The sequence below is a fragment of the Kitasatospora sp. NPDC001132 genome (assembly GCF_053598415.1).
Genome location: NZ_JBSFKF010000021.1, coordinates 116,132 through 141,955 on the forward strand (window position 1 = coordinate 116,132; position 25,824 = coordinate 141,955).

18 protein-coding genes are annotated in these 25,824 nt (G+C 74.0%); 7 read left to right on the top strand and 11 right to left on the bottom strand.

The features are described 5' to 3' along the window. Window positions 1-12: 12 nt before the first annotated feature. The 6 genes from ACWDBE_RS25605 to ACWDBE_RS25630 all read right to left on the bottom strand — a co-directional run bounded on the left by ACWDBE_RS25605 (window position 13) and on the right by ACWDBE_RS25630 (window position 8,630). Window positions 13-2,757: an NHLP bacteriocin export ABC transporter permease/ATPase subunit gene (locus tag ACWDBE_RS25605; RefSeq protein WP_449809200.1), complete on the bottom strand. Its 2,745-nt coding sequence runs from the start codon at window positions 2,755-2,757 to the stop codon at window positions 13-15. Window position 2,758: 1 nt separating this feature from the next. Continuing rightward, complete coding sequence (locus ACWDBE_RS25610; protein ID WP_449809201.1) at window positions 2,759-4,954, bottom strand: cysteine peptidase family C39 domain-containing protein; 2,196 nt, start codon at window positions 4,952-4,954, stop codon at window positions 2,759-2,761. Next, window positions 4,954-5,754 (bottom strand): HlyD family efflux transporter periplasmic adaptor subunit, encoded by an 801-nt coding sequence (locus tag ACWDBE_RS25615; protein ID WP_449809202.1) that lies wholly within the window; start codon window positions 5,752-5,754, stop codon window positions 4,954-4,956. The genes ACWDBE_RS25610 and ACWDBE_RS25615 overlap by 1 nt, the downstream gene beginning before the upstream one ends. Before the next feature lie 87 nt (window positions 5,755-5,841). Continuing rightward, window positions 5,842-5,976 carry a hypothetical protein gene (locus tag ACWDBE_RS25620; RefSeq protein WP_279383033.1) on the bottom strand — a complete coding sequence of 45 codons (135 nt, stop codon included), beginning with the start codon at window positions 5,974-5,976 and terminating at the stop codon, window positions 5,842-5,844. A 45-nt stretch (window positions 5,977-6,021) separates the two neighbouring features. Beyond that, window positions 6,022-7,332 carry a JmjC domain-containing protein gene (locus ACWDBE_RS25625; protein ID WP_449809203.1) on the bottom strand — a complete coding sequence of 437 codons (1,311 nt, stop codon included), beginning with the start codon at window positions 7,330-7,332 and terminating at the stop codon, window positions 6,022-6,024. Window positions 7,333-7,391: 59 nt separating this feature from the next. Next, the gene (locus ACWDBE_RS25630; RefSeq protein WP_449809204.1) at window positions 7,392-8,630 is read right to left on the bottom strand and encodes a JmjC domain-containing protein; all 1,239 of its coding nucleotides are present in this window, start codon (window positions 8,628-8,630) and stop codon (window positions 7,392-7,394) included. Window positions 8,631-8,978: 348 nt separating this feature from the next. On the opposite strand from ACWDBE_RS25630, the gene ACWDBE_RS25635 reads away from it, so the two are divergent. The 3 genes from ACWDBE_RS25635 (at window position 8,979) to ACWDBE_RS25645 (ending at window position 12,601) form a co-directional block, all read left to right on the top strand. Next, a complete protein-coding gene (locus ACWDBE_RS25635) occupies window positions 8,979-10,139 on the top strand; it encodes a hypothetical protein (RefSeq protein ID WP_449809205.1) in 1,161 nt (386 codons plus the stop codon). 110 nt (window positions 10,140-10,249) lie between these two features. Next, entirely contained in the window at window positions 10,250-11,419 is a 1,170-nt protein-coding gene (locus ACWDBE_RS25640) for a YcaO-like family protein (protein WP_449809206.1), read from the top strand. Window positions 11,420-11,422: 3 nt separating this feature from the next. Continuing rightward, a complete protein-coding gene (locus tag ACWDBE_RS25645; protein ID WP_449809207.1) occupies window positions 11,423-12,601 on the top strand; it encodes a TfuA-like protein in 1,179 nt (392 codons plus the stop codon). Between the two features lie 36 nt (window positions 12,602-12,637). Here the strand turns inward: ACWDBE_RS25645 and ACWDBE_RS25650 are convergent, their stop codons facing one another. From ACWDBE_RS25650 to ACWDBE_RS25670, 5 genes are all read right to left on the bottom strand, one after another. After that, a complete protein-coding gene (locus ACWDBE_RS25650; RefSeq protein ID WP_449809208.1) occupies window positions 12,638-13,624 on the bottom strand; it encodes a JmjC domain-containing protein in 987 nt (328 codons plus the stop codon). Between the two features lie 6 nt (window positions 13,625-13,630). Then, window positions 13,631-14,458 carry a DUF6065 family protein gene (locus ACWDBE_RS25655; protein ID WP_449809209.1) on the bottom strand — a complete coding sequence of 276 codons (828 nt, stop codon included), beginning with the start codon at window positions 14,456-14,458 and terminating at the stop codon, window positions 13,631-13,633. Further along, complete coding sequence (locus ACWDBE_RS25660; RefSeq protein ID WP_449809210.1) at window positions 14,455-16,026, bottom strand: SagB family peptide dehydrogenase; 1,572 nt, start codon at window positions 16,024-16,026, stop codon at window positions 14,455-14,457. The genes ACWDBE_RS25655 and ACWDBE_RS25660 overlap by 4 nt, the downstream gene beginning before the upstream one ends. Before the next feature lie 127 nt (window positions 16,027-16,153). Then, window positions 16,154-19,009, bottom strand: coding sequence for an AAA family ATPase (locus tag ACWDBE_RS25665; protein ID WP_449809211.1), 2,856 nt, complete (start codon window positions 19,007-19,009; stop codon window positions 16,154-16,156). Between the two features lie 242 nt (window positions 19,010-19,251). After that, window positions 19,252-19,410 (bottom strand): DUF1918 domain-containing protein, encoded by a 159-nt coding sequence (locus ACWDBE_RS25670; RefSeq protein ID WP_449809212.1) that lies wholly within the window; start codon window positions 19,408-19,410, stop codon window positions 19,252-19,254. 224 nt (window positions 19,411-19,634) lie between these two features. Here ACWDBE_RS25670 and ACWDBE_RS25675 point away from each other — a divergent pair, with 224 nt between their 5' ends. The 4 genes from ACWDBE_RS25675 to kdpB form a co-directional block, all read left to right on the top strand. Continuing rightward, complete coding sequence (locus tag ACWDBE_RS25675) at window positions 19,635-22,124, top strand: DUF4118 domain-containing protein (RefSeq protein ID WP_449809213.1); 2,490 nt, start codon at window positions 19,635-19,637, stop codon at window positions 22,122-22,124. A gap of 309 nt (window positions 22,125-22,433) precedes the next feature. Then, window positions 22,434-22,523 carry a potassium-transporting ATPase subunit F gene (locus ACWDBE_RS25680; RefSeq protein WP_449809214.1) on the top strand — a complete coding sequence of 30 codons (90 nt, stop codon included), beginning with the start codon at window positions 22,434-22,436 and terminating at the stop codon, window positions 22,521-22,523. 1 nt (window position 22,524) lies between these two features. Beyond that, window positions 22,525-24,186 carry a potassium-transporting ATPase subunit KdpA gene (gene kdpA / locus ACWDBE_RS25685; protein WP_449809215.1) on the top strand — a complete coding sequence of 554 codons (1,662 nt, stop codon included), beginning with the start codon at window positions 22,525-22,527 and terminating at the stop codon, window positions 24,184-24,186. Continuing rightward, a partial coding sequence (gene kdpB, locus ACWDBE_RS25690) for a potassium-transporting ATPase subunit KdpB (protein WP_449809216.1) occupies window positions 24,186-25,824 on the top strand: 1,639 nt, incomplete at its 3' end. The genes kdpA and kdpB, both read left to right, overlap by 1 nt.

The following is a 25,824-nucleotide window of genomic DNA, read 5'->3' on the forward strand; positions in this document are numbered from 1 at the left end:
GCGGGACGGGGGTCAGTGAAGCTGGTGCCGCACCAGCCGGGCGAACGGGCCGTCGGCGTCGGCCATCAGCGCGGCAGGCGTGCCCTGTTGGACCACGCGGCCTGCGTCGAGCACGACGACGTGGTCGGCGTTCACGACGGTGGAGAGCCGATGGGCGATGACGATCCTGGTCGCCCGCTGCCGCAGCGTACTGTCGGCGACGACCGCCTGGGTCACGTTGTCGAGCGCGCTGGTGGCCTCGTCGAAGAACAGGACGCGGGGCTGCCTGATCAGGGCCTGGGCGATGGCGAGGCGTTGCCGCTGTCCGCCCGACAGGGCGCCGCCGTCGCTCAGCAGCGTCTGCATGCCCATCGGCATGGCGGCGATGTCCTCGTCGAGTCCGGCGAGCCGGGCGGCCTGCCACGCCTCCTCGAGGGTGTGACCGCGTTCGGCGGTGATGGCCTGCAGGATTGTGCCGTCGAGCGGCCGTGCGTGCTGGGTGACCACGCCGCACTGCCGCCGGACGGCGGTGACGTCCAGGGTCGCCAGGTCGCGGCCGTCGTAGCGGATCACCCCCGAGGACGGCTGCTCGAAGCCGAGCAGCAGGCGTAGCAGGGTCGACTTGCCGCAGCCGCTGGGGCCCACCACGGCGAGCATCTCCCCGGGACCCACCCGCAGACAGACGTCCCGCAGCACCGGTACACCGGGTTCGTAGCCGAAGGAGAGGTGCTCCACGGTGATGTCACCGGCGAGCCGGCCAGGCGCTTCCGCGTCCGCGCCGGCCTCCGGCGGGTGCGCGAGCAGCGGGCGCAGCCGGGTGAACAGCGGTACGGCGGCCAAGGCCGAGTTCAGCGCGACGGCGACCTGGACGGCACTGCTGACGGTCACCGAGAGCGAGGCGTAGAACGACAGGAACCGCGCCTCGGAGGCCCCGGCACCGACGGGACCGGACGCCAGGAAGACGACGGTCGCACACAGCGGCGGGAAGCAAGCGGCCAGCACGGACACCGTGTTCTGCAGGCGCACCGCCCGGCGGGTCGCCCACTGCTGGTCGCGGTAGCGTTCCGCCCAGTCGGCGACGACGCGGTCCTCCGCGCCGGCCACCCGGATCTTGGTGTGCGCGCGCAGCAGGTGGAAGACCCGGTCGGTCACGGCACTGCTGCGGGCCAGCAGTTCCTCCTGGGCCCGGGCCTGCAGGAGACCGAGCCGGCCGAGCACGGCGACGGCGGCGAGGATCGGCCCGGTCGCGACCAGGGCGAGTGGCACGCTGATCCAGTACATCAGCGCCAGGCCGACCACGACGGCCCCGGCCGAGTGCAGCATCAGGGAGGTCAGGCCCGCCAGCGCGGTGCGCCCGGCCAGGACGCCGAGGACGGTCTGGGCGAGCTCGCCGGTGGAGTGGCGGCTGAAGAACCGCACCGGCAGCCGCAGCAGCCGGTCCCACAGCGCCGCTTGGGCGGTGGCCTCCAGTCGTCCCTCCAACCGCAGCAGGGAGGCGTTCTCGACCACCCCGAAGACCGCTGACGCCAGGCCGGCCGCAACCAGCGCCAGGCACAGCTGCGTGATGCTGCCGGTGCGCCCGGCGGGCACGTAGGAGCCCAGGACGGTGCCGGTGGCCAGCGGTACGAGGAAGGCCAGGAGCACGGCGGCGAGCGCGGCTGCGACCATCCGGGCGGTGTCGGCCCGCGAACCGCGCATCGCGTGCCGCAGCAGGTCGCGCAGCCGCAACGGCCCGGCGGGCAGCGGGCGGTGGAAGGTGACAGCGGTCCGCTCCAGGGTCGCGGCGGTGCGCCCGGTGACGCGCGAACTGCCCCCGTCGGGGTCCAGCAGCTGGTAGCGGCCCCAGCGCCGCAGCAGGGCGACGGGGGTGCCGTCGGCCGTGCGGTGGCCCAGCAGCGGGCCGTGGTCGGAGCGCCACCAGGGCCCGGTCAGGGCGATCCGGCGGGCCCGGGTGCCGGTGCGGCGTTCCAGGTCCGCGACGGGGTCGCTCTCGCCTCCGGGCCCGGCCAAGGGTCCGGCGGGGGTCGGAGCGGGGGCACAGGCGGGGGCGAGGGGCAGGCCGAGGGCCACGGCGACGGCGGCGTAGCGGTCGGCCGCGTCCGCACCCTCCCCGGGGGCGACGGCCGCGACACGCCCGGGAGCGACCGCGGCCCGCAGGGCGTCCGACGCACGCCGCCGGGCATCCCGGTCGGCCTGCCTGGAGGCGGCCGCCTGACGGTCCCGGCGCCGTTCCCGGGTGTCGATGGCCGTCTCGGCGGCGTGCAGGGCGTCGGCGAGGTGTGCTGCGGCACGGTCGTGCACGGCAGTGCCGGTGCGGTCCTGCCCACTGTGTGCGGTGGGTACGGCGCCGGTCGGTGGTGCCGCGCAGAGGCTGGGGCCCGGTGCGGACGCGGCGGTGAAGTCGGCCAGCACGCCCAGGACGGTGTCGACGCCGAGGTCGAGGGCGGTGAGCTCGGGGCCGGTCAGGGGGTCGGCGGGGTCCTCGGGCAGGTCGATGGCGCGCAGCCGGGCGTCGGCCAGGGGACGCAGAACGAGCTGGTGGCGGGGTCCGGCGGCGGGGGCGGCCAGGACGGCACCGGGCCCCAGCCGGGCGAGGTGGTGCCAGGGGCCTCCCGTCCCCGCCGGGTCGGCTGCGAACAGGTCGGCGGATCCGGCCGCGACCACCCACAGCACGCCGGTGGAGGTGAGGGTGAGGGGCCGCTGACCGGCGGGTTCGCCGCGGCGGGCGAGGGAGGGCACGGGGTCGGGAGATGCCGGTGCGGCGGTCCGGGATTCCATGTCAGCCCTCCTTGACCAGCCGGCTGTACAGCCCGCCGGCGGCGAGCAGTTCGTCGTGCGTGCCGCGTTCGCGCACCCGCCCGTCGTCGAAGACGATGATCTCGGCGCTGTCGCGCACCGTGCTCAGCCGGTGGGCGATGACGACGACGGCGCAGCCGCGGCGGCGCAGCCGGTCGGTGACGACGGCTTCGGTCTCGGAGTCCAGGGCGCTGGTGGCCTCGTCCAGGACGAGCAGGCGGGGGTTGCGCACCAGCGCGCGGGCGATCTCCAGGCGCTGGCGTTCACCGCCGGAGAAGTTGCGGCCGTCCTCGGCCACCTGGCAGTGGATGCCGCCGGGGCGCGCGAGGACCGCGTCGAGGACGGCGGCGTCCCGCAGGGCGGCGACGACGTCCTCGTCCGGTACGGAGGGGTCCCACAGGGTGATGTTGTCCCGCAGGCTCGCCTCGAACAGCACGACGTCCTGCTCGACGGAGGCCACGCAGGAGGTCAGGGCCTGGCGCGGCACGTCGTCCAACGGGCGTCCGTCGAGGGAGACGCTGCCGCTCCAGGGCCGGTGCAGGCCCAGCGCGAGGCGGGCGACGCTGGACTTGCCGCTGCCGGAGGCACCGACGAGCGCGACCTGCCGACCGGGCCGCACGGTCAGTGACACGTCGTGCAGCAGTGGGGGCCGGGTCGGGTTGTAGCCGAAGCTGACACGGTCCAGGACCAGGTGACCGGTCAGCCGGTGCGGTGCGCCCTGCCCGTCGGACAGCGGCTCGGGCTCCGCGGGGGTGCCCCCCGCGTCCTCCGCGTCCTGCGGGGGAACGTCCTCCACGTCCCGGAGGCGGGCGACGAGGACGCCGAAGTCCTGGAGGCGGCCGACGGAGGCGGTCAGCTGGGCCAGCGGGACGCTGAAGCCGGTGACGAACACCTGGAAGGCCGCCAGCGCCCCGATGCTCAGCTGCCCGTGGGCCGCCTGCACCCCGCCGATCAGGAGCAGCAGGGCTCCGTTGACGGCGGCCACCGTCGGGGCGACCGCCATCAGCAGCGAGCCGACGGCGTCGACGCGTTGGCGCCTCGTCACCACCGTGGCCAGGGCGCTCGTCCAGCGCCGGAAGTTTTCGGCCTCACCGCCGGTCGCCTTGAGCATCTCGATGAGCTGGAGGCTGTTCACGGTGGTCGTGAAGAGCCGGGTCTCGTCGGCCGCCAGCAGGGTGGCGCTGTCGGCACGGGCCCTGGCCGCCTGGCGCGCGGCGGCCAGGTTCACCAGGGACAGGGCCACGGTCACGCCGGTGAGCCAGGTGTCGTACGTCGCCAGCAGGGCGAGGTAGACCGCCGCCGTCAGGGCGTTGACGGCGAGGTTGGTGACATCGGTGGACAGCACGGTGGCCACGTCGTCGTTGGAGGTCATGCGGCGGGTGAGGTCGGCGGTGCTGCGCCCGCCGTGGAAGGCGGTGGGCAACCGCAGCAGGTGCCGCAGGAAGCGCACCGAGGAACGGGTGGCGGCGACGAGGCGGACGCGCAGCACGAATCCCTGGCGTAGCGCGGTCACCCCCGCGGTGAGCAGCACCGTGGCGGCCATGAGGGCGAGGATGAGGGCCTGGGGCTGGTCGCCGTGCGGCAGGACCAGGTCGACGAACCACCGGGTGAGCGCGGGCAGGGCGATGCCCGTGAGGGTGGTCAGCACCCCGCAGAGCAGGATGAGCCACAACAGGGGAGCGGTGCCGGCGAGTCGTCCGTGCAGTCCGGCGAGCGGGCCGGGCCGGCGTCCGGCCCGCACGAAATCGCCGCCGGGGTTCATGGTCAGGGCGAGGCCGGTGAAGCTCTCGTCGAACTCCTCGGCCGAGACGCTGCGGCGGCCGAAGGCCGGGTCGTTCAGGTGGACCAGGTGCCTGCCGAAACGGCGGCTGAAGCCCTCGACGACAAGGAAGTGGTTGAACTGCCAGTACACGACGGTGGGTTGGCGCAGGGCCGCCAGCTGACCGGGCTCCAGACGCCGTCCCTGGGCGTTCATGCCGTAGCTCCGGGCGGCCCTGACCAGGGCCGCGGCGGTGGCGCCGTCCCGCGAGACCCCGCACGCGATCCGCAGTTCCTCCAACGGCACGTGGCGTCCGTGGTGTCCCAGCACGATGGCCAGGCTCGCGGCGCCGCACTCCGCGGCCTCCATCTGCTGGACGCGCGGGGTGCGCACCCGGCGGTGCCGCACGGCCGTCGGCATCAGGACACCACCAGGCTGACCGGCCTGACCGGCGGCAGGTCGATGGCGGCACTGACCAGGGTGCGGGTGTCGATCGGGTAGGGCGGCCCCTGCGGCGTGGACCAGCGGTAGCCACTGACCGTGTTGCCGGGCAGGAGGCGCACGATGACCCGGACCGGCTCGCCCCGGGCCACGAAGTCGCCGGCGAGTTCGGGGTCGGCCAGGAAGGCCGCGAGCTGTTCGCGGCTCTGGGGGCGGGCCCCGACCTCCTGCACGGTGCCGCGCACCACGCCGTACTTCTGGTCGGGGACCGACAGCACCGCGAGGTCCACGTGCTGGCCGGGCCGGACGCGGGCGGCGTCGGCGGGCGGCAGGTAGAGGGCGGCTTCGAGCGGGGAACCGGCCGGACCCGGTTCGATGACGGCCAGGGTGTCGCGGACGGTCACCTGCCCGCCGACCACGGCCAGCACGGAGGCCATCCGGCCGGCCGAGGCCGCCCGCATCACGTGCGGCCCGTCGGCGCCCGCGACGGTGAAGAGCACGGCGCCGGGCGTGAACTCGGCGCCCTCGGGTACGGGGGCATCGACGATCTGGCCGGCCACCGGGCTGCGCAGGGCCGTGCTGCCGGCCGCGCGGGTCAGGACTCCGGGGGCGTGCACGGTCTGCGGCAGCGATCCGGCGCAGGCCCACACGGCGCCGCCCGCCACGAGGACCGTGGCCAGCGCGAGCAGCAGCACGCTGCGGGTGCCCGCGAGCACGACCGGGACATCCGACTCCTCGGCCCGGCCGAGTCTGGCCAGGGCGCGGCGACGGAACTCCATACGGGTGTGCACCTTTCGCTTGGCGGGTGCCCGGGCCGGCCGCGATCCGGCGGGAACCGGCCGTCGCCGGCCCGGGCACCCGGTCGATCAGGTGTTCAGCAGGCGCGGGATCGGCAGGGAGGCGCCGGAGACGTCCTCCAGCTCCTCCTCGGTGATGATGATCTCGGTCGCCGCGAGTTCGGCGTCCACGTCCTGGGCGGCATCGATGTCGTTCGCAGCCATGCCTTTTTCCTTTCTCTTGAGACAGGAATGTCCTGGTCGGACGCCTCAAGGTTCGGACCGGCCTGATTCCGGGTCAACGGATTCCGGGAGATGTGACGGTAGGTCCCTCGGTGATCCGCGGCGTTCCGGTGCCGGCCGGCGGACGATGCCCGCGCGGTGGAGGGTGCGGACGAGCGTCACGGCCGCCTCCTCGGTGACGCCGGGGATGTCGCGGGCGCACCACGGGACTTGACCGCCCTGGCCCCACCGGGTCGCCAGGAAGCGGGCGGCGGGGCCCTGGAGCGTCAGGGACCGGTCGGCGAGGTCCAGCCGCAGCCGTCCGCCGTCGCCGTGGACCATGTCGAACAGGCTCTCGGGGACCAGGACGACGGGGGTGTCGGCGTCGACGGCGGGGCCCAGGGCCGCGGCGACGGGAGCGACATGCGGTTCGTGGTAGCCACCGCGCACCAGCCTGGCGACGCCGTCGGCGAAGGCGGCGCTGTCCACCCGGGCCAGCGCCTCGGTCAGCTCCCGCCGCACCTCGTCGGTCACTTCGGCCAGCCGACCGGTGTCGCGGGCCAGGCCCCACGGCAGTTCGGCGCGCAGTCCGGTGAACTCGCCCTTGCGGCTGCCCAGGTGGCGTACCAGCTGCTCGGCGAGCCAGTGCCGGGTGAGCATCGGCACGAACCCGAGGGTGACGTGCACCGAGGGCTCGTCGGTGGCGGTGCCGCTGTGCAGCCAGCCGCGGGGGATCCACAGCACGTCGCCGGGGTGCAGGGTCACCTCCAGAGCGGCGGGCTCGTGCGCGAACCGCTCCAGTTGCGCGGCGGTGGGGCCGTTGTCGTGGTTGGTCTCGTGCGGCAGCGGGTCCGGGAAGGGCTGCTCGCGCACCCGCCAGGTCTTGCTGCCGACGGTCTGGACCAACACGTTGCCGCGCTCGTCGAAGTGGTACGGGAAGCCGGTGTTGCCAGGCGGAGTCACGAAGGCCGTGGCGGTGGTGGCCGTGCCGACTTCATGGGCGAGGCCGCGGCAGAAGTCACCGACGGGCCGCCAGTACCGGTGGATGTTGTCCAGCACCAGGGTGGCGCCCCGGTCGAGCAGCCCGGTCACCGCCCCGGGGCGCACGTGCCCGGCGAAGGACGGCTCCAGGGACCGCTCGCCCCAGGTGTAGTCGGCCTGCGGCACCTCCCGGCCACCGAGCACGATGCGCACGTCGGCCGCCGACACCCCGTCGCGCAGCAGCTCGTCGGTGCCCTCGAGGTCGAGCAGTCCGGCCAGTTCGCCGGCCGGCATCGACCACACCTGCGGAGTGGTGGGCGGGTCCGACAGGAACTCCTCGGGTGACGGCACGAGCTTCGCGAGTGCTCGGTAGTGCATGGTCCGGTCTCTCCGTTCCGGCGGGGAAGGCTGCGGTGGGTTCCTCGGGCAGTGCCGGGTCAGTCGGCGTCGGCGCGGCGCGCGACACCCAGCCGCAGCAGGGTCCGCACGAGGTCGAGGGCGGCGGCCTCGCCGGCGAGCGGCGCGATGTCGTGGGCGCACCACCGCTCCCCGTCGTCGGCGGACCACAGGTCTTCGATGCGGTCGGCGACGGCTCCGCGCAACGTGAGGGTGGTGCTGCCCAGGTGGAGGCGGAGCCGGCCGGCGTCAGCGCGCTCGACACCGACGACCGCTTCAGGAACCAGGACGACGGGTGTCGTCGGGCCGGTGGGGTCCGCGGTCGCGGAGACCGTCGGTGTGCCGGGCGGCTCCAGGAAGTTCTTGCGGATGTCGCGCACCAGGGAGTCGGCCAGGCCCGTCGTGTCGACCAGGGGCAGGGCCTCGGCGAGTTCCTTGGCCACCTCGGCGATGACGGCGGCCAGTTCGCCGGGGCTTCGCGTGATGCCCCAGGGCAGTTCCCGACGGAAGCCGGCGAACTCCGGGCGCCGCTCGTCCAGTCGCTCGGCCAGCTTCCCGGCCAGCCAGTAGCGGGTGAGCATGGGGACGAAGCCCACAGCGACGTGCACGGAGGGTTCCCCGGTCGCGATCCCACTGTGCAGCCAGCCCCGCGGGATCCACAGCACGTCGCCCGGGCGCAGCGTGGTCTCCAGGGCGGGCGGCCGTTGCGCCAGACGGGCGGATCCGGCCTCGTCGGGCCTGTTGCCGCGCAGCGTCTCGTGCGGCAGCGGGTCGGGGGCCATCGCCTCGTGCACCCGCCACGTCTTGCTGCCCGAGGTCTGGATGAGCAGGTTGCCGCCCTCGTCGTGGTGGTAGGGGAAGCCGGGCTGGTCGGCCGGGGTGAGGAAGCCGGTGGCGGAGGCGGGCAGGCCCACCTCGTGGCCGAGCCGGCGGCAGAAGTCGCCGACCGGTTCCCAGAGGCGGTGCAGCACGTCGAGGACGATCGTGGAGCCGTCCCGCAGCAGCGTGCCGACGGCGCCGGGCCGGACCGTGTCGGCGAACGGCCGCTCGATCGGACGCTCCCCCCAGACGTACTCGGCCGGATCCACGCCCCTGCCGTCGCGCACGGCGCGGAAGGCGGCGGCCGGGACACCGGCGTGCAGTATCCGGTCGATCCCGGCCTGGTCCAGCAGCCCGCGCAGGGGTTCCGGCGGCATCGACCAGACCTCGGGGCGCGTCGGCGGGTTCGCCACGAACTCCTCGGGCGACGGGACGATCTGTGACAGGGCGGTGAACCGCACGGCATCCTCCTCGGGGTCGGTGGCCTGGGGCCGGCAGCGGTTCCCCGGGCGCCGGGCGGTGGACCCCGCCGGGGCAGGCGGCCCGCTCCCCAGCCCACACGCCCCGGCACGATCCGACAACCGTGGCGGGGCACATCCTGTGGTGAAGTTCTCGGGGTCGGCGCGGACCGAGAAGTCACCGAAATCCCTGGGGCCGCGCCTTGCCGGGACGCCGGTGCCTCTGGTCGACTCGGCGAGGTTCCCCCGATCGCGGTCGCGGTCGCAGTTCGCAGTTCTTCGTCGTTCTCCGCCGTTCACAGGGCAGGACGTCGCAGGACCGGATACGGAAGGGCAGGGCCCGGCGCGCTCATGGACGATGACCTGGTGGCCAACCCGCAGGTGACCCTGGCGGTGTTCCTCGCCGTTCGCCGACGCGGGCGGCCGGTGGAGCGCGTCAGGCTGACGTCCCCCGCCGAACTGGCCCTGCTGCCCGCGCTGTTGGCCGGACAGAAGGCGACACCGCAGGAGAAGCGCCAGGCGGCGGTGCGCCTGGGCCTGCTGCTGCCGCCGGACGAGGCCCCGGCCCGGCTGCAGGAACTGCGGCTGCGCTGCGATGCCGACGAGGAACTGCTCGCCCTGCTGCCGCCGGAGGCCGCCGGCCTTCCGGTGCCGGACGCCGCCGAGTTGAAGCTCAACCCCGGTCTCCACGTCCAGTACGGCCCGGAGCTGCCGCAGGCCGTCGCCGCGGACGCACCCGAGGGCCACGCGGTCGTCACGGGCCCGCGGGACTTCGCCGCCGAACGGCCCGTCGTCTGGGTGCGCGACGCCCGTTCGGGCACCGTGGTGCCCTGGTGGTGCGACGGCACCTGGGGCGCGGACCTGCGGCGGGTCGCCCTGGAGGGCGCGCCCCCCGAGGAGCTCTCCCGGGAGGCGTTGCGGGCCCTGTGGCTGGCGGGCGTGCTCGTGCCCCGCACCCCGCCGGAACCGCCGGCGGCCCCGGCTCAGGAGGGCGGGGACGGGGTACTGGTCCTGCGGGAGGTGTTCCCCCCGCTGTTCGTGGCGGCGCTGCGGCGGCACTTCCGGCGGATGCGCCGGGAGGGCTGCTTCAGCACGGACAGCCAGCAGGTCCGCGACGGGCGGGACGGCATGTACTGCGACGCCGTCACCCTGTTCGTGCAGCGGCAGCTCGCGCGGGCCGTCAGCGCGTGGGTCGGCGAGCCGGTGCGGCCCTCGTACACCTGGGTGGTCACCTACCGGCCCGGGGCCGCCTTGGAGCCCCACCGGGACCGCCCGCAGTGCCGGTGGAACGTCTCGCTGTGCGTGGACGACGACCCGGCCGGCGCGGACCCGTGGCCGTTCCGCATCCGGACCGCCGACCGCATGCACGAGGTCGCGCTCGGCATGGGCGACGCGGTCGTCTACAGCGGCACCGACGACGAGCACTGGCGCGACCCGCTGCCCGCCGGCCGTCACGTCACGATGTGCCTGCTGCACTACGTCGCCCCGGACTTCACCGGCCCGCTGAACTGACCCCGACCGCAGAACAGGAAGCCGACGTGCGCCAGGTAGCACCGGAACGTCTCACGTCCCTCGGCCCCTCGTCGTTCGAGCACGGCACCGCGAGGACGGAGGCGGGGCATGTGAGGGACTTCGCCGAAACGTGGGAGTGGCTCGAGCCCTTGCTGCCCCGGGTTCCCATCACGCGGGTGTACGACCTGGCGCCCATCGACTTCATCGGCGTTCCGGTGTGGTCGGCCGTCACGCCCTTGGCCAAGGACCTGGCCGTGAGCATGGGCAAGGGTGCCACGGCCCTCGCGGCGAAACTGAGCGCCGTCATGGAGGCGATCGAGCGGGTATCGGCCGAGGCCCTGCCGCCCGGCCGGGTCGTCAGTGGGTCCTATCAGGACCTGGCCGCTTCCGGAGCGGTGGACCCGACGGCGTTCAACCTCCCGTCCGACACGTCGTACCGGCCCGATGCGGTGTTCTCGTGGACGGGAGCGTACGACCTGATGGGGGAGGACCACAGACTGGTGCCGACCGACCTCGTGCTGAATCCGGCGAGCGAGGGAGTCACCGCCCGGATCGAGACGAACGGGCTGGCATCGGGCAACTCCTACGCGGAATCCGTGCTCCACGCGCTGTACGAACTCATCGAGCGGGACGCCGTGTCCGAGGAGGACTTCTACACCGCCCATCACGACCCGGGGTTCTCTCCGCCCCGCCCGCTGAGGATCGTGGATCCGGCGACCGTGCCACCGGGAACCGCGCGGGACTTCATCGAGCAGTTGGGCGATCAGCGGCTGGTCGTGCGCATTCAGGAGGTACCGAGCGCCATCGGTGTGCCGGTGTTCGGCGTGGTTCTCATCGACGACGACTTCTTCGGCTCCGCGGGCGAGCCGGTGACCTTCGGGGGGTACGGCGCCGACCTCGATCCCCAGCGCGCACTGGTCCGTGCCATCACCGAAGCCTGCCAAGCGCACAGTGGTGTCGCCGGCGGCGCTCGTGACGTGTTCGAGAGCATCCACTCGAAGCGCAGGCCCGCCGAGCAGAAGAGGCGGTCGGAGCTCTACTACGGCTCCCCGACCCTGGCGTTCCCCCAGGAGAGGAGCGGCTGCGACGACGTCCTGCAGGGCATCGAGGAGGTCGTCGGCCGGCTGCGCGCCGCGGGAACGGAGCACTGTCTGGTGACGGAGGTGACGCGCCCGGACCTCGGCGTACCCGTCGTCCGCGTTCTCGTGCCGGGTCTTGCCTGCTCCTACGGTGAGACCTCGCGGACCCCGACTCTCCGCATGCTCGGATCGGTGGTCTGAGTGATGAGGACGACTGTCTTCACCGGTCCTTCCCTGGCACCCGGCCAGGTCCGGGAGCTCCTGCCCGCCGCCGAGGTCCTGCCGCCCGCGAAGCGCGGAGACGTGTACCGGGCCAGGGAAGGAGGCAGCACCCGCATCCTCGTCATCGACGGCACCTTCGCGCACGAACTCCCCGTTTCGACGCGCGAGGTGGTGGACGTCGCCCAGGACGGTGCGCAGATCTTCGGCGCGTCCAGCATGGGGGCCGTCCGGGCGGCGGAATGCTGGCCGGCAGGCGTGCGGGGCGTGGGTGCGGTCTACCGGATGTACCGGATGGGGCTGCTGGATTCGGACGACCCGGTGGCGGTCGCGACCGATCCCGACCGGGAGTATTCGGCGGTAAGCGTCGCCCTGATCAACATCCGCGCGGCCGTTCGGAGGCTGCGCGGACTTCGCCTGATCACGTCGTCCCAGCAGGACGCGCTGATTCACGCCGCGACGGCGTTGTACTACCCCGACAGAACGTGGCGAATGATCTTGAAGAAAGCAGGAGTGGGAGATCCGGACGGGGCGATCCGAGAAGCCTGTGCGGCCGTCGACATCAAGCGGGCCGATGCGCTGAGCGCTGTTCGCCTGCTGGCTGCCACGCCTGACCACGGCGAATTCGACGGCGTGGCCCGGACGCTCGACCGGGGTCCGCGGTACTTCTCTCACGATCCGCTGCTCGGGTACGACCGGCCACGGCTCGACACCGAGCTGCCCTGTTTCCTGGCCGGTAGCGGGCGGTATCGGAAGTACCTGCGGTGGCTGGTGGCCGACGAGCCGGAATTCGACGGCATCGCCGCGAAGGACTGCCCGAGGTCGCCGCGGAACCCGCTGGCCGAGAAAGCCCTCGCCCGCGTCTTTCAGGACCGGCGGGAGATTCCCCGTCGCCTCATGGAGAAGGTCGCCTCATTCGGGCAGTTCGAGACCGAGGTGATGCTGTGGCACGCGGTCCTTCGGCTGGAGGCTCACAAGCTCGGCCACGGCGCCGAGGTGACCCCTGATCACGAACAGCGGGTCCGGGGGAGTGTCGCGCGACACCACGGGTACCAGACGTGGGAGTCGCTCACGGCGGACCTGCGGGACGGGAACCTCCCCAGTGGCATCCCCTTCGAGTGGGTCCAAGAAGCCTGTGTCCGGCTGATCCACGCGAGGGCGTGACTCGCACCGGCGGGAGCCCGGGCCGGGCTCCCGCCGTCATTCCTCGTAGTCGGAGTCAGCGCCGGAGTCAGAACCGGGGGCGGAACCGGGGGCGGAACCGGGGGCGGAACCGGGGTCGGGGTCGGCCGCGGCGATAGCGGTGAGGCGGCCGCGTGCGCCGGGGGTCTGGAGTCCGGCGGCGGTGCGCTGCGCCTGCGCGACCAGCTCCCGCGGCGAAAGGCGTTCCCACAGCAGGCGCAGCAGTTCGGCCATGGTCTCCTCGGTCTGCGGTCGGGTGGCGAACCCGGGCGGCATCGAGCGGCGGAAGGCGACGTCCTGCTCGAAGACCCTGCGGATCCCGTCCTGGATGGCGGTGGACCACAGCACCGGCTCGACGGCGATGGTGAGGTGCAGGGAGGTGACGTCCTCGGTGGCCGCCGCGTGGATGGTGCCGCGCGGCAGGTAGAGCAGGTCGCCGGCCCGCAGGAGGAGGTGCCGGTCGTACCGGGCGGCCCCCGGGCTGCTCTCCCGGAACATCCGGCCTTCGAAGGGCAGCGGGGTGCGCACGCCGTAGAGGCGCCAGCGTTTGGTGCCGTGGATCTGCGCGACCAGGACGTCGTGCCCGTCGTGGTGCGGAACGAAGCCCTGGGCGTTGCCGCCGGGGGTGAGGTAGGCGTTGGCCCACACCTTGGCGCCGGCCCACTGGCCGAGGGCCCGGATGAGCGGCTGCAGGGGCTCCCAGCGGGAGTCGACGTGCTGCACCTGGAGGGTGGCGCCCGCCTCGAAGGCGTCGTAGATGGTGCCCAGTCGGGTACCCGGCTCGACGGGATCCTTGCGTCCGGCGTGGACCACCCGGAGCTGGTGGAAGTCGGGACCGGACAGTGCGAGCAGCCTGTCGAAGTCGTCGATAGTGAGCAACTCCCGGTAGTGGAACGGCTGTTCGCGCGCCACGTGCAGGGGTTGCTGCTCGCGGAAGTCGCGTTCGAACTCCTCGACGGTGACCGGCGCGAGCAGCCGTGCCAGGTCGAATTCCGGCAGGTGCATGGCTACTTACTCCTTCTCCTCGGCGTACAGGGCGCGGTCGGTGAACGGCTGGAGGTCCACCTTGCGCCGGTGCTCCGGGAACCGCTCGCCGTGGTGGTTCTCGCCGCGCAGGTAGTGGCGCTGGAACTGCTGTTGGTGCGCCCGGGTGCCCGGGACGAGGCGTTCCTCGCTGAACCGGTCCCGGCTGGCGCTGAAGGCGCGGTAGCCCGCTTCCTCGGGCGATCCGGCCAGTGGGGTGGTCTCGGGCCGGAAACGGGTGAGCTCGTCGCGCCGTTGCGGCACCAAGGCGCACACCGGCTCCCCGGCGCGGAACTCGATCGGGTGGTGCGGCCGGGTGACCTGCCAGTTCATGGTGAAGAACGCGCTGGTCCAGTCGGTCTCGATGAGTCCCGACAGGGCCGTGATCCCGTCCTTGGGCAGATTCGCCGGGCCGCGTACGAGCAGGTTCCAGCCCGGCGGGGTGCGGAAGAGGTAGGGCAGGTGGAAGGTGAGCACGCCGTGCCCGAAGTTGCTGAACGCCGCCCGTCGGGCGTGCTCGTCGGTGTAGCGCACCCGCAGGGCGGGGGCGTGCCGGTTGCCCTCCCATTCGACGGTGAACGTGCTGTTGTTGAGGATCCACCACTCCGACTGGTTGGCCATCATCAGCGGCAGGCAGCGGCGGGCGAAGCCCTCGTCGGTCGCCGCGATCCACTCGCGGTGGACGGGGGCGGGCACCAGGGGCAGGTCGGGGCCCCCGTCGACGGTGTAGGCGGTCAGCGGCAGGGGACCGGACCCGCCGTCGGCGGGTGCGGTGGAGCGGGGAGCCCGGTCGGGGGTGCGCGGTGGCGTCGTCATCGTTCCTGTCCCGTGGCGTTTTCGGGTCCGCCGCGGGTGGCGGCCCGGTGGCCCCAGTCGGCGGAGTTGACGGGTTCCCAGCTGTCCGCGTCCGGCGCTCCCGAGAGGGCCGGGGCGTCGTGGGGGCGGGTTCCGAGCAGGAACTCGCCGAGGGCGACCTCGCGCGTGCCGTCCAGCCCGAGGGCCGCGGTGACGGTGTCCGGATCGGCGACGCCACGCAGCGCGCAGGGTGCCAGTCCCATGGCGGTGGCCACCAGGTACATCGTCTGGTGCAGGACGCCGAGGTGCTGGAGGGTCAGGGCGTAGGCGATCGCACCGTAGTTCCACGACAGGCGCTGGACGCGTGACGTGACGGTGATCAGCAGGTCGGGGGTGGCCCGGTGCCACGTGCCGATGCGACGGGTCATCACCTCGCCGACCCGCTCGCAGCGTTCGACCGGGACGAGCGCGTGCTCGAGCGGGTCGTAGTGGTAGGTACCGGCGGGCAGTCCGTCGCAGCGGCTGACGGTGACGTACAACTCGAGTTCGTGGATGCCGTCGGTGCCGGGGTAGGGCCGGGAGGTGCGTTCGAACAGCGGGCGGGTGTCCCACGCGTAGTACGGTCCGGGGCGATCGCCGAGGCGGCTGCGGACGCGGGCCGTGCGGTAGAGGAACTCGCCCAGCGCACGGGTGGTGACGGGCTCGTCCCCGTAGCGCTTCCAGGAACGCCGGGACTCCAGCACGACGGTCAGCGGGGGGTCGTCGCGCAGCAGGTCGGCCAGCCGGGGCCGGGGCAGCGGGAAGCGGGCGGCACCGGGCGGGTGCGGGCGCACCGCGGGCTGGGGCGGCAGGACGTTGAGGAAGCGCGGCAGGGTGTCGCGCGACGGGGTGCTGCGGGCGGCGAAGAGCAGGTCGTGGAAGTCCCACTGGCGCAGTGCCGGGTCGTCGTCCTCGCCGCCGCGGCCCGGGGTCTCGGCGAGGTCGAGGCCGATGAGCAGTCCGGTGAGCCGGGCCAGGACCCCGGTGGTCAGACCGGGGCCGCTGGGCCCGGCGACCGACAGCAGGTCCTCGGCGGTGCGGGGTTCGGCCAGCTGCAGGACCGCGGCGCGGGCAGTGTCGTCGGTGAGCCGCAGGCGAGCCGGTGAACGGGGGGATTCCAGGACGATGGCGCCGCCGTCGGCGCGCAGCAGGGCGAACCGGGAGAGCCGGATCGGGGTGTCGGCCGCCACCGGGGGCGGCAGGGTCAGCGACAGCGCCCGCAGGGGTTCGACGCGCAGCAGGGTGCGGCCGCCGGAGCCACGCAGGTCGCGCACCAGCAGGTGGCTGAGGCGTTCGAGTACCCGCATGAGGGCGGCGTGGTGGGCCCCCCGGCCCGGCGCCGGTGGCGCCGCCGCCGGGTCGCCCGGCAGCGGCAGGGGGTCGCGGGCGAGGCCGCACAGGACGTCGCGGAGCTCGGGCGGCAAGCCGCGCAGCACGTAGGACCGCGGTGCGCGGTGGACGACGAGCCGGTCGTCGTCGAGGTGGAGGCGCACGTCGGCGGCGAAGGAGACCTGCTGCTCCCCGCCGCCGGCGCCCGGCTCGTTCTGCACTGCTCGGTCCCTTCGTCGTGCGGCCCCGGGGCTCCCACTCGGCATCGTGCGGAGGTCCGCCGGGCGGGGTCAAGGACCGGGGGAACTGTCTTCGGTCCGCTCCTCGGTGGTTTCGGTCTCCGGGAGGTCAGGTGGCACCGGGCAGGACGTGCCGCAGCTGGTGACGGCTCTCGATCCCCAACTTGCGGTAGGTGTTGGTCAGATGGATCTCGACGGTCCGCAGCTGCACGAACAGGGACTTGGAGATCTCCCGGTTCGTGTGGCCGGTGGCCGCGAGCCTGGCGACCTTGCGTTCGGTTGCGGTCAGGCTGTCGACGCCCTTCCGGCGCGAGCGGGGCATGCGGCCCCCGGCCGCGGTGAGTTCGGCGGCGGCGTGCTCCAGTACGCCGGTGGTGCCGATGTCCTGGGCGAGTTGGACGGCCTCGCGCAGCACGGTGCGGGCGGCGCCGGTGCGTCCGGTCCGGTGCAGCAGCGCGCCCTGGTCGGTGAGGGCCCGGGCCAGGTCGTGCGGCGCTCCGTGGGCCCGCAGCAGTTCCACGGCTTCGGCGATGACGTCCGGCGCCGCACTGCCGGCCGTCCAGGCCGCGACGGACAGCGCGAGGCCGAGGACCCCGGGGGCGTGCTGGGTGCGCGCCCACTGTGCTTGCTCGAGGGCGAGTTCGCGGGCCTGCCCGTCCCGGCCGGCCGACAGGAGAGCGCGGGCAGCCGAGGAGCGCCAGGGCAGCAGCGCGTCGGCGATGCCGAACTCCCGCATGCGCCGGCCGCATTCCAGGAGGTCCCGGGCACCGTCCTCGGTGTAGCCGAGCGCGGCCTTCAGCTCGCCGCGCGCGAAGAGGTGGGTGGCGCCGGCGAGTCCGCCGGGCAGGGCCTCCTGGACGCCGGCGCGTTCGAGTTCCGTGGCGGCCTCCTCGTGACGTCCGGTCAGCGTCAGCAGGTGGACCAGGCGGGCCCGGACCAGGGTGGCGAGCGGTCCCGAGGGGGCGGCGGCGCAGGCGTGCAGCGTCGCGGCGGCGGCGCGGGCGTCCTCCAGGGCGGCGGCCGGTCCCTTGGTCGCCAGGAGCAGCAGGGAGCGCAGGGACCGGGTGAGAGCCTCCAGGGGCTGGTGCCGCCCTCGGCGGGTGCGGATGAGCGCGGCTTCCAGCAGCGTGTCGGCCGACTCCGGCTGCCCGGTGTGGATCATCACGTCGGCCGCCCACAGGTGGGCCATGACGTGGGCGGGGGTGATGGGGAACTCGGACCGCGCGGCCTGCTGCGCGTCCGCGAACGCGGTGGCGTTCCCCGTCTGCCGGTGCAGCCTCGTCAGGGCGGCCAGCGCCTGGGCGAACGCGCCGCCGCCGCCCGTGTTCCCGCCGACCGCCGGGGACCCGGGCAGCGGCGGGAGCGGGCCCCGGACCCCGCAGTGGGACAGCCGCAGGGCGAGGGCCGGGTCGGCGTCGCGCAGGTGTGGGCCGACGAGGACGAGGGCGATCCGTTCGGCCTGGTCGGGCGGTGCGCCCAGCAGCACCAGGTCGAGCAGGCCGGGGGTCCGGCACACGGTCCGGCCGGCGTCGGGTGAGAGCCGGATCGCCTCGTCGAGGCTGGTGGCGGCCTCGGCCAGGTCGGTGCGGGTGGCGGCCTCGGCCAGTTCCAGCAGGAGCGCGGAACGGGGCTCGGGGGCGAGCGGCTCGGCCAGACCACGACGCAGATAGCAGCACGCGGTGTCGGGGTCCCCGGCGGCCAGGCGGTCGGCGGCACCGGCCCGAAGGGCGGCCAGGGCCCAGGGTTCTCCGCTGGGCAGGGCATGCACGAGGTGCCGGGCGACGGCGTCGGGCGCGGCGCCGCTCTGGTGCAGGAGGCGGGCGGCCCTGCCGTGCAGCGCCTCGGCCTCGCTGGGGGCCAGGGCCGCCCTGACGGCCGTGGTCAGCACCGGATGGCGCATGGTTGCACCGGACGGGCCGGCGGCCAGCACACCGAGGCGCACCAGCCGCTCGACCACCTGGGTGACGACCGGCCGGCCGAGTCCGGTCAGCTCGGCGATCCGGGCCGGGGTGGCGGGGGACGCGAGGACGACGACGGCGCGGACGACGTCCAGCGCGTAGGGGGACAGCCGGCGCAGTCGGCCGCCCGCACCCCGGGCTACGGAGTCGACCACGATGTCGGGCAGCGCGGTGGCGGCCCGGGCGTCGCAGCCGTGCCCGAGCTGCGCCAGGCGGGCGGCCAGTGCGGTGACCAGGCGGGGGTTGCCGCGGGTGGCGGCCAGGCACGCGTCGGTGAATTCCTCGTCGGGGCCGGCCCCCAGGTGGTGTTCGAGGACCGCGGCCACCGAGGGCCGCCCGAGCTCGCGCAGCGACACCTCCTGTGTCTGGGTGAGCGTCAGTTCGGCCAACAGGTCGGTGCCGTGCGCCTCGGCGCCGGGGCAGAAGCTGAGGACGACGGTCACGGGAACGTCCCTGCAGCGTTCGGCCAGCCCCACCAGCCACCGCAGGGAATCCTCGTCGGCCCAGTGCACGTCGTCGACGGCCACCAGCAGCGGTCCTGCGGCCTCCGGCACGGCCAACCGGCCGAGGACGTCGTACAGACCGCGCAGCGCGGCGGTGCGGAGGGCGTCCTCGGCGGGCAGGCCGACCAGCATCGCCGCGGCCTGCCGCGCGATCGGGAGCCAGCGGCGCTGGTCGCCCGCCTGGCAGGCGGACCGCGCGAGCCGGCGCAGGAGCTCCAGCGGCGCGTCGCGGTCGGCGTAGCTGCACCGGGCGTGAAGGGCGGTGAACCCACGCTGCCGGGCCGCCGCGGCGGCGTCGTCGAGCAGGGCCGAGCGTCCGGTGCCGGCCGGCCCCGTGATCAGGAGGGATCCGCCGGTGCCGCGGGCGCCCTGCTCGAGGGCGTGGTCGAGGGCGGCCCGAGCGTGGTCGTACTCGCGCAGGTGCGGAACGGTGGGAGCAGTGGGCGCCGCGGCCGGTGGGTCACATGCGGCGCGGGAGGCCAGGGAACCGCCGAGGCGCAACACCGCAACTTCCTCCTCAGGAGTGCCTTCGTGCCCGTGCCGCTCGCGTCCGCGCCCGGCGCGGGCCTGGTCGTCCGCCCTGCCGGGCTGCCGTCTTCCGATGTCCTCCTTGCACAGGGGTCTACGTGACAGGGGACGGGGCAGGTTCACCTGGACGGTCGAGAGACGGCTGTGGCATTCCTCACAGACGCAGGGCGGTGCCACCGGAGATCCCCGGTACGGCGCCGTCCCTCCGGCCGAGCTGCTCATGTGGCCGTCGCCGTGGGCGGGCGAACCGCTCCCGGCGGGCGGCCTCCCGAGCTCGCCGGTGTCCGCGGCCGCAGCCCGACGATCTCGCCGTCCCGGCGGGCCGCGCCCGGCCGGGTGCCCTGGACGATGATGCGGTCTCCCACGGCGGCTCTCATGGCGGCCTCCCTGGCTCGGTGCAGGTCCGCGCGAGAGCCCGGCCATCGGTACTTCCGTGGCACCACCGATCACGGTCCCCGGCAGGGGCCGGACGGTCCCGGTGACGAGGCCGTTCGTCCCGGCGGCCGTCCGCCCCGGAGGCCGTTCGTCGTCGCGTCGTCGTCGGGTGGGGCCGTCGCCGGGGACGGCGCAGCATGGACGTGGAGGCGGAGGAGGTGGCGGGGTGGCGGTGACCGGGAAGCTGCGGGTGTTCCTGGGGGCGGCACCGGGGGTGGGGAAGACCTACGCCATGCTCCGGGAGGGCCGGCGGCTCTCCGACGGGGGCCTGGACGTGGTGGTCGGCCTGGTCGAGACGTACGGCCGGCGCGGGACGGAGGAACAGCTCGCCGGCCTGCCCGTGCAGCCGCGGGAGCCGCGCTCCTACCGGGGGGTGGCCCTGACCGAACTGGATCTGGACGCGCTGCTGCGCCGCCGGCCGGCGCTCGCGCTGGTGGACGAGCTCGCGCACACCAATGTGCCCGGCGGGCGGAACGAGAAGCGCTGGCAGGATGTGCGGGAACTGCTGGACGCCGGGATCGACGTCGCCACCACGCTCAACATCCAGCACCTGGAGAGCCTCAACGACGTGGTCGAGCAGATCACCGGCGTCGCCCAGCGCGAGACCGTCCCCGACGAGGTGGTGCGTGCGGCCGACCGGATCGAGCTGGTCGACCTCAGCCCGCGGGCGCTGCGGGCGCGGATGGCCCAGGGGGAGGTCTACCCGCCGGAGCGGATCGACGTGGCGCTGGAGCACTACTTCCGGGCCGGCAACCTCGGGGCGCTGCGGGAACTGGCCCTGCTCTGGCTCGCCGACCGGGTGGAGGAGGAGCTGGCCGACTACCGGGCCAGGCACGGCATCCGGGCCCCCTGGGAGACCAAGGAGCGGATCGTGGTCGCCCTTGACGGCGCCGCGCAGGGCGCGCACCTGATCCGCCGGGGCGCCCGCACCGCGACCCGGGTGCACGGCGACCTCGTCGGCGTGCACGTCCGGCTGGACGACGGCACCGCCGAGCGGGAGCCGCCCGGCCTCGCGTCGCAGCGGGACCTGCTCCGGGAGCTGCGCGGCAGCTACGTCGAGGTGAGCGGCACCGACGTCGCCCGGGCGCTGGTGGACTTCGCCCGCTCGGAGAGCGCCACGCAGATCCTCCTCGGCCCCACCAGCCGCAGCAGGCTGCGCGAGCTGGTCTCCGGCTCGGTGATCAACCGGGTGATCCGGTCGGCCGGCCCGATCGACGTGCACGTGCTTCCTCCGCCGGACCCGGGAGCGCTTCGGGTGCCGCCCGCGCCCCGGCGCCGCCGCCCGGCGCTGGTCCCCGCCCGTCGGCGCCGGCTGGCGTGGCTGCTGGGGCCGGTCGGGGCGGTGGCGCTGACCTGGGCGCTGTCGCCGCTGCACGAGGCGCTCGGCCTGTCCGGGGTGCTGCTGTGCCTGCTGCTGGTGGTGGCGGGGACGGCCCGGCTCGGCGGGCTGCTGCCGGCCGCCGGCGGCACGGCCGCCGGGGCGCTGGCGGCGGACTTCCTCTTCACCACCCCGCGGTACAGCCTGACGGTGCGCCGTGGCGCCGACCTCGCCGCGCTGCTGCTGTTCCTCGCGGTGGCCGGGGTGATGTCCCATCTGATCGACGGGCTGACGCGGCGTTCGCAGCAGGCGGGCCGGGCTCGCGCGGAGGCGGCCGTCCTCGCCAGGCTGGCGGGGGAGACGGTCGACGCCGGGGCCCGGGTGCCGGCGGATCTGGTGGCGGAGCTGCGGGAGACCTTCGGCCTGGACGCGGCCGCCGTGCTCGTCCGCGCCGGCGAGCTCTGGCGCCCGGAGGTCCGGGCCGGCACGACGGTGCCGCTCCGGCCCGACGAGGCGTCCTGGTCCGTCGAGCTGGGGGACGGCGCGGTCCTGGTCCTGCGCGGGGCGCCGCTCACCGCGGAGGACACCCGGCTGCTCGGGCCGTACGTCACCCAGCTGAAGCTGGCCCGGGATCGGGAGCGGCTGGCCGTCCAGGCCGCGGCGGCCGGGGAGCTCGCGCAGATCGACGCGATGCACGCCGCGCTGCTGGAAGCCGTCGGACGGGACCTGCGGGCCCCTCTGGCGGCGGTGCGCCGGGAGGCCGTGCGGCTGCAGGGTCCGGCCGGGCGGATCTGCGTCGAGGTGGAGCGGATGGAGCGGCTGACCGCCAACCTGCTGGACCTGAGCCGGCTGCGGGCCGGGGTGATGCCGGTGGTGCTGCGGCCGACGGAGGTGGCCGAGGTGCTCCGGGCGGCCGCCGAGGGAGTGCCCCGCGTGCGCATCGACCTGACGGCGGCCCTGCCGCCGGTGCTGGCCGATCCGGGGCTGCTGGAACGGGCGGTCGCGGACCTCCTGGCCGCGGGGGCCGCCGGGCCGGTGGTGGTCGACGCCGGTGAGGTGGCGGGGCGGGTGGACGTCCGGATCACCGTCCACGGCGACCGGTTCGGCGCTGAGGGGGCCGGCCCGGCGGTGGCGCGGGGCTTCGTGGAGGCGATGAACGGCGAACTGGCGGAGGAGGAGGCAGTGGGCGGCGGCACCGCCTACGTGCTCAGCCTGGTCCGCGTCGAGCCCGGCCGGGAACCGGGGACGAGGGGCCCGTCGTCGGCGGCACACCCGGGCCGTACGGGGGAGTCCTCGGGAGAAGGTGGTCGGCGAGGGTCCGGTGGGGATCGTCGCTGATGCCGAGGGTGCGGGCGGTGAGGTAGCGGTGCAGGGCGGTGCGGGCTTCCTCGCCCACGCTGTCCTGGGCTTCGACGGGCTGGTCGCAGGGCTCTGCCCGTGGCGACAAGCGGGTTCGCTGTCGTGTCAGCTCCCGATGGCTTAGGAGAAGTCGGCAGCGCCGGAGGGGGCCCCCGAGACTCGGATCACCGGATGACGAGCCGAACCCGATCGCGGAGCGTGAATATCCATGGTGGACCTGGCCTACGTCGGTGTGACGATCCTTGCGTTCGGCGTGCTCGCGCTGCTGGCGAAGGGTGTGGAGCGGCTGTGACGGCGGACAACGTTCTCGGGCTGGTGGTGGCGGGCGCGCTCGTCGTCTACCTGGTGCTGGCGCTCGTCCTCCCCGAGCGGTTCTGAGGTGGACCCGGCGCTCGCGGGGGTCCTGCAGGCACTGGCCCTGGTGGCGGCACTCGTGCTGTCCCACCGGCCGCTGGGTGACTACCTGGCGCACCTGCTGACCAGCCGCCGGCACCTGCGGGTCGAACGGGGCGTCTACCGGCTCGTCGGGGTGAACGGGGACGCCGACCAGGCCTGGCCCGCCTACCTGCGGGGCGTGCTGGCGTTCTCGGCGGTCTCGGTGCTCTTCCTCTACGCCTTCCAGCGCCTCCAGGACCACCTGTGGCTCTCCCTGGGTTTCCCCGCCGTCCCGGCGGCGACGGCCTGGAACACCGCGGTCTCCTTCGTGACCAACACCAACTGGCAGTCGTACGCGGGCGAGTCGACGATGGGCCACCTGGTGCAGATGGCTGGTCTCGCGGTGCAGAACTTCCTGTCCGCGGCGGTGGGGATCGCCGTCGCCGCCGCGCTGATCCGCGGCTTCGCCCGCACCGGGGCCGACCGGGTGGGCAACTTCTGGGTGGACGTCACCCGGGTGACGATCCGGCTGCTGCTGCCGGTGTCGGTGGTCTTCGCGATCGTCTTCGTGGCTGCCGGGATGGTCGAGAACCTGCACGCCGCCGAGCAGATCGGCACGCTGGGCGGAGGCACCCAGGCCCTCCCGGGCGGGCCCGTCGCGTCCCAGGAGGTCATCAAGGAGCTCGGCACCAACGGTGGCGGGTTCTACAACGCGAACTCCTCCCACCCCTTCGAGAACCCCGACCCGCTCACCAACTGGCTGGAGGTCTTCCTGCTGCTGGTGATCGGCTTCGCGCTGCCCCGCACCTTCGGGACGATGGTCGGCGACCGGCGCCAGGGGTACGCGATCGTCGCCGTGATGGCGCTGCTCTGGGTCGGTTCCACCGTCCTGACCGCCCTCTTCGAGTGGCAGCACCAGGGGAGCGCGCTGCGGGCGGCCGGCGCCGCGATGGAGGGCAAGGAGGTCCGCCTCGGCATCTCGGCCACCGCGCTCTTCGCAGCCTCCACCACCCTGACGTCGACCGGCGCGGTGAACGCCGCCCACGACTCCTTCACGCCCCTGGGCGGCGGCGTCCTGCTCGTCGACATGATGCTCGGTGAGATCGCGCCGGGCGGTGTGGGCTCCGGCCTCTACGGCATGCTGATCCTCGCCGTGATCACCGTCTTCGTGGCCGGTCTGATGGTCGGCCGTACTCCCGAGTACCTGGGCAAGAAGCTCGGCGGCCGGGAGATGAAGTTCTCCGCCCTCTACATCCTCAGCACCCCGGCGATCGTCCTGATCGGCACCGGGACGGCGATGACCTTCCGCGACGAGCGCTCCGCCGCGCTCAACAGCGGCCCGCACGGGTTCTCCGAGGTCCTCTACGCCTTCACCTCGGCCGCCAACAACAACGGCTCCGCCTTCGCCGGCCTCACCGCCACCAGCACCTGGTGGCAGACCGCCCTCGGCCTGGCCATGCTGTTCGGCCGACTGCTGCCGATGGTCTTCGTCGTCGCGCTGGCCGGATCGCTGGCGCGCCAGCGCACCGTCCCCGCGACGGCCGGCACCCTGCCCACCCACCGGCCGCTGTTCGTGGGCATGCTCACCGGGGTCGTCCTGATCGTCGTCGGGCTGACCTACTTCCCGGCCGTCGCCCTCGGGCCGCTGGCGGAAGGGCTGCGGTGATGTCCGCGCCGACACCGAAGCCGCCGTCGACACCCAAGCCGTCGGCGCCGACACCGAAGCCGCCGGTGCACGAGGCACACCGGGTGGTCGGCGGGCTGCTGGACCCCGAGCAGTTGGTGCGCTCCCTCCCCGACGCGCTGCGCAAGCTCGACCCGCGGGCGATGGCCCGGCGCCCGGTCATGTTCGTCGTGGAGGTCGGCTCGGTGCTGACCACCTATGCGGCGATCCGACACGCCAGCCTCTTCGCCTGGCTGATCACGGCCTGGCTCTGGCTGACGGTGGTCTTCGCGAACCTCGCCGAGGCTGTGGCCGAGGGCCGGGGCAAGGCCCAGGCAGCCACGCTGCGCCGCACCCGCACCGAGACCGTCGCCCGGCGGCTCACCGTGCCGTGGCGGCCCGGCCTAGGCGAGGCCCCGGAAGAGGAGGTCCCGGCCGCCGAACTGCGGCTCGGTGACCACGTGGTGGTCGAGGCCGGGCAGACCATCCCCGGCGACGGCGACGTGGTGGAAGGGCTGGCCTCCGTCGACGAGTCGGCGATCACCGGTGAGTCCGCGCCGGTGATCCGCGAGTCCGGAGGCGACCGCAGCGCCGTCACCGGTGGCACCAGGGTGCTGTCCGACCGGATCGTCGTCAAGATCACCTCCAGACCGGGGGAGACCTTCATCGACCGGATGATCGCGCTGGTCGAGGGCGCCGCCCGGCAGAAGACGCCGAACGAGATCGCCCTCGACATCCTGCTCGCCTCGCTGACCGTTGTCTTCCTGGTCGCGGTCGTCACGCTCCAGCCGATGGCCTCCTATGCCGGGGCAGAGCAGAGCATCGTCGTCCTGGTCGCCCTGATCGTGGCGCTCATCCCGACCACCATCGGCGCGCTGCTCTCCGCGATCGGCATCGCCGGCATGGACCGCCTGGTGCAGCGCAACGTGCTCGCCCTGTCCGGCCGCGCCGTCGAGGCCGCCGGCGACGTGTCGACGCTGCTGCTCGACAAGACCGGCACCATCACCTTCGGCAACCGCCAGGCCTCCGAGTTCACCCCGGTCGGAGGCGTGGACGTGACACGGCTCGTCGACGCCGCGCAGCTCTCCAGCCTCGCCGACGAGACCCCGGAGGGCCGTTCCGTCGTCGTCCTCGCCAAGGAGGCGTACGGGCTGCGGGCCCGGACCCAGGACGAGCTCGGACGCGCCGTGTGGATCAAGTTCTCCGCGCAGACCCGGATGAGCGGCGCCGACCTGATCGAGGACGGTGTGCCCCGGCACATCCGCAAGGGCGCAGCGGGCGCGGTGATCCGCTGGGTGGAACAGAACGGCGGCACGGCCGGTCACGAGATCGGGCCGCTGGTCGACGGCATCTCCGCCCTCGGCGGCACCCCGCTGGTCGTCGCCGACCGGTACGGGACCGACCCCGCCCGTGTCCTCGGGGTCATCCACCTCAAGGACGTCGTCAAACAGGGCATCCGGGAGCGCTTCGCGGACCTGCGCCGGATGGGCATCAGGACCGTCATGATCACGGGCGACAACCCGCTGACCGCCCGGGCCATTGCCGGGGAGGCCGGCGTGGACGACTTCCTCGCCGAGGCCACGCCCGAGGACAAGATGGCCCTGATCAAGAAGGAGCAGGAGGGCGGCAAGCTGGTCGCGA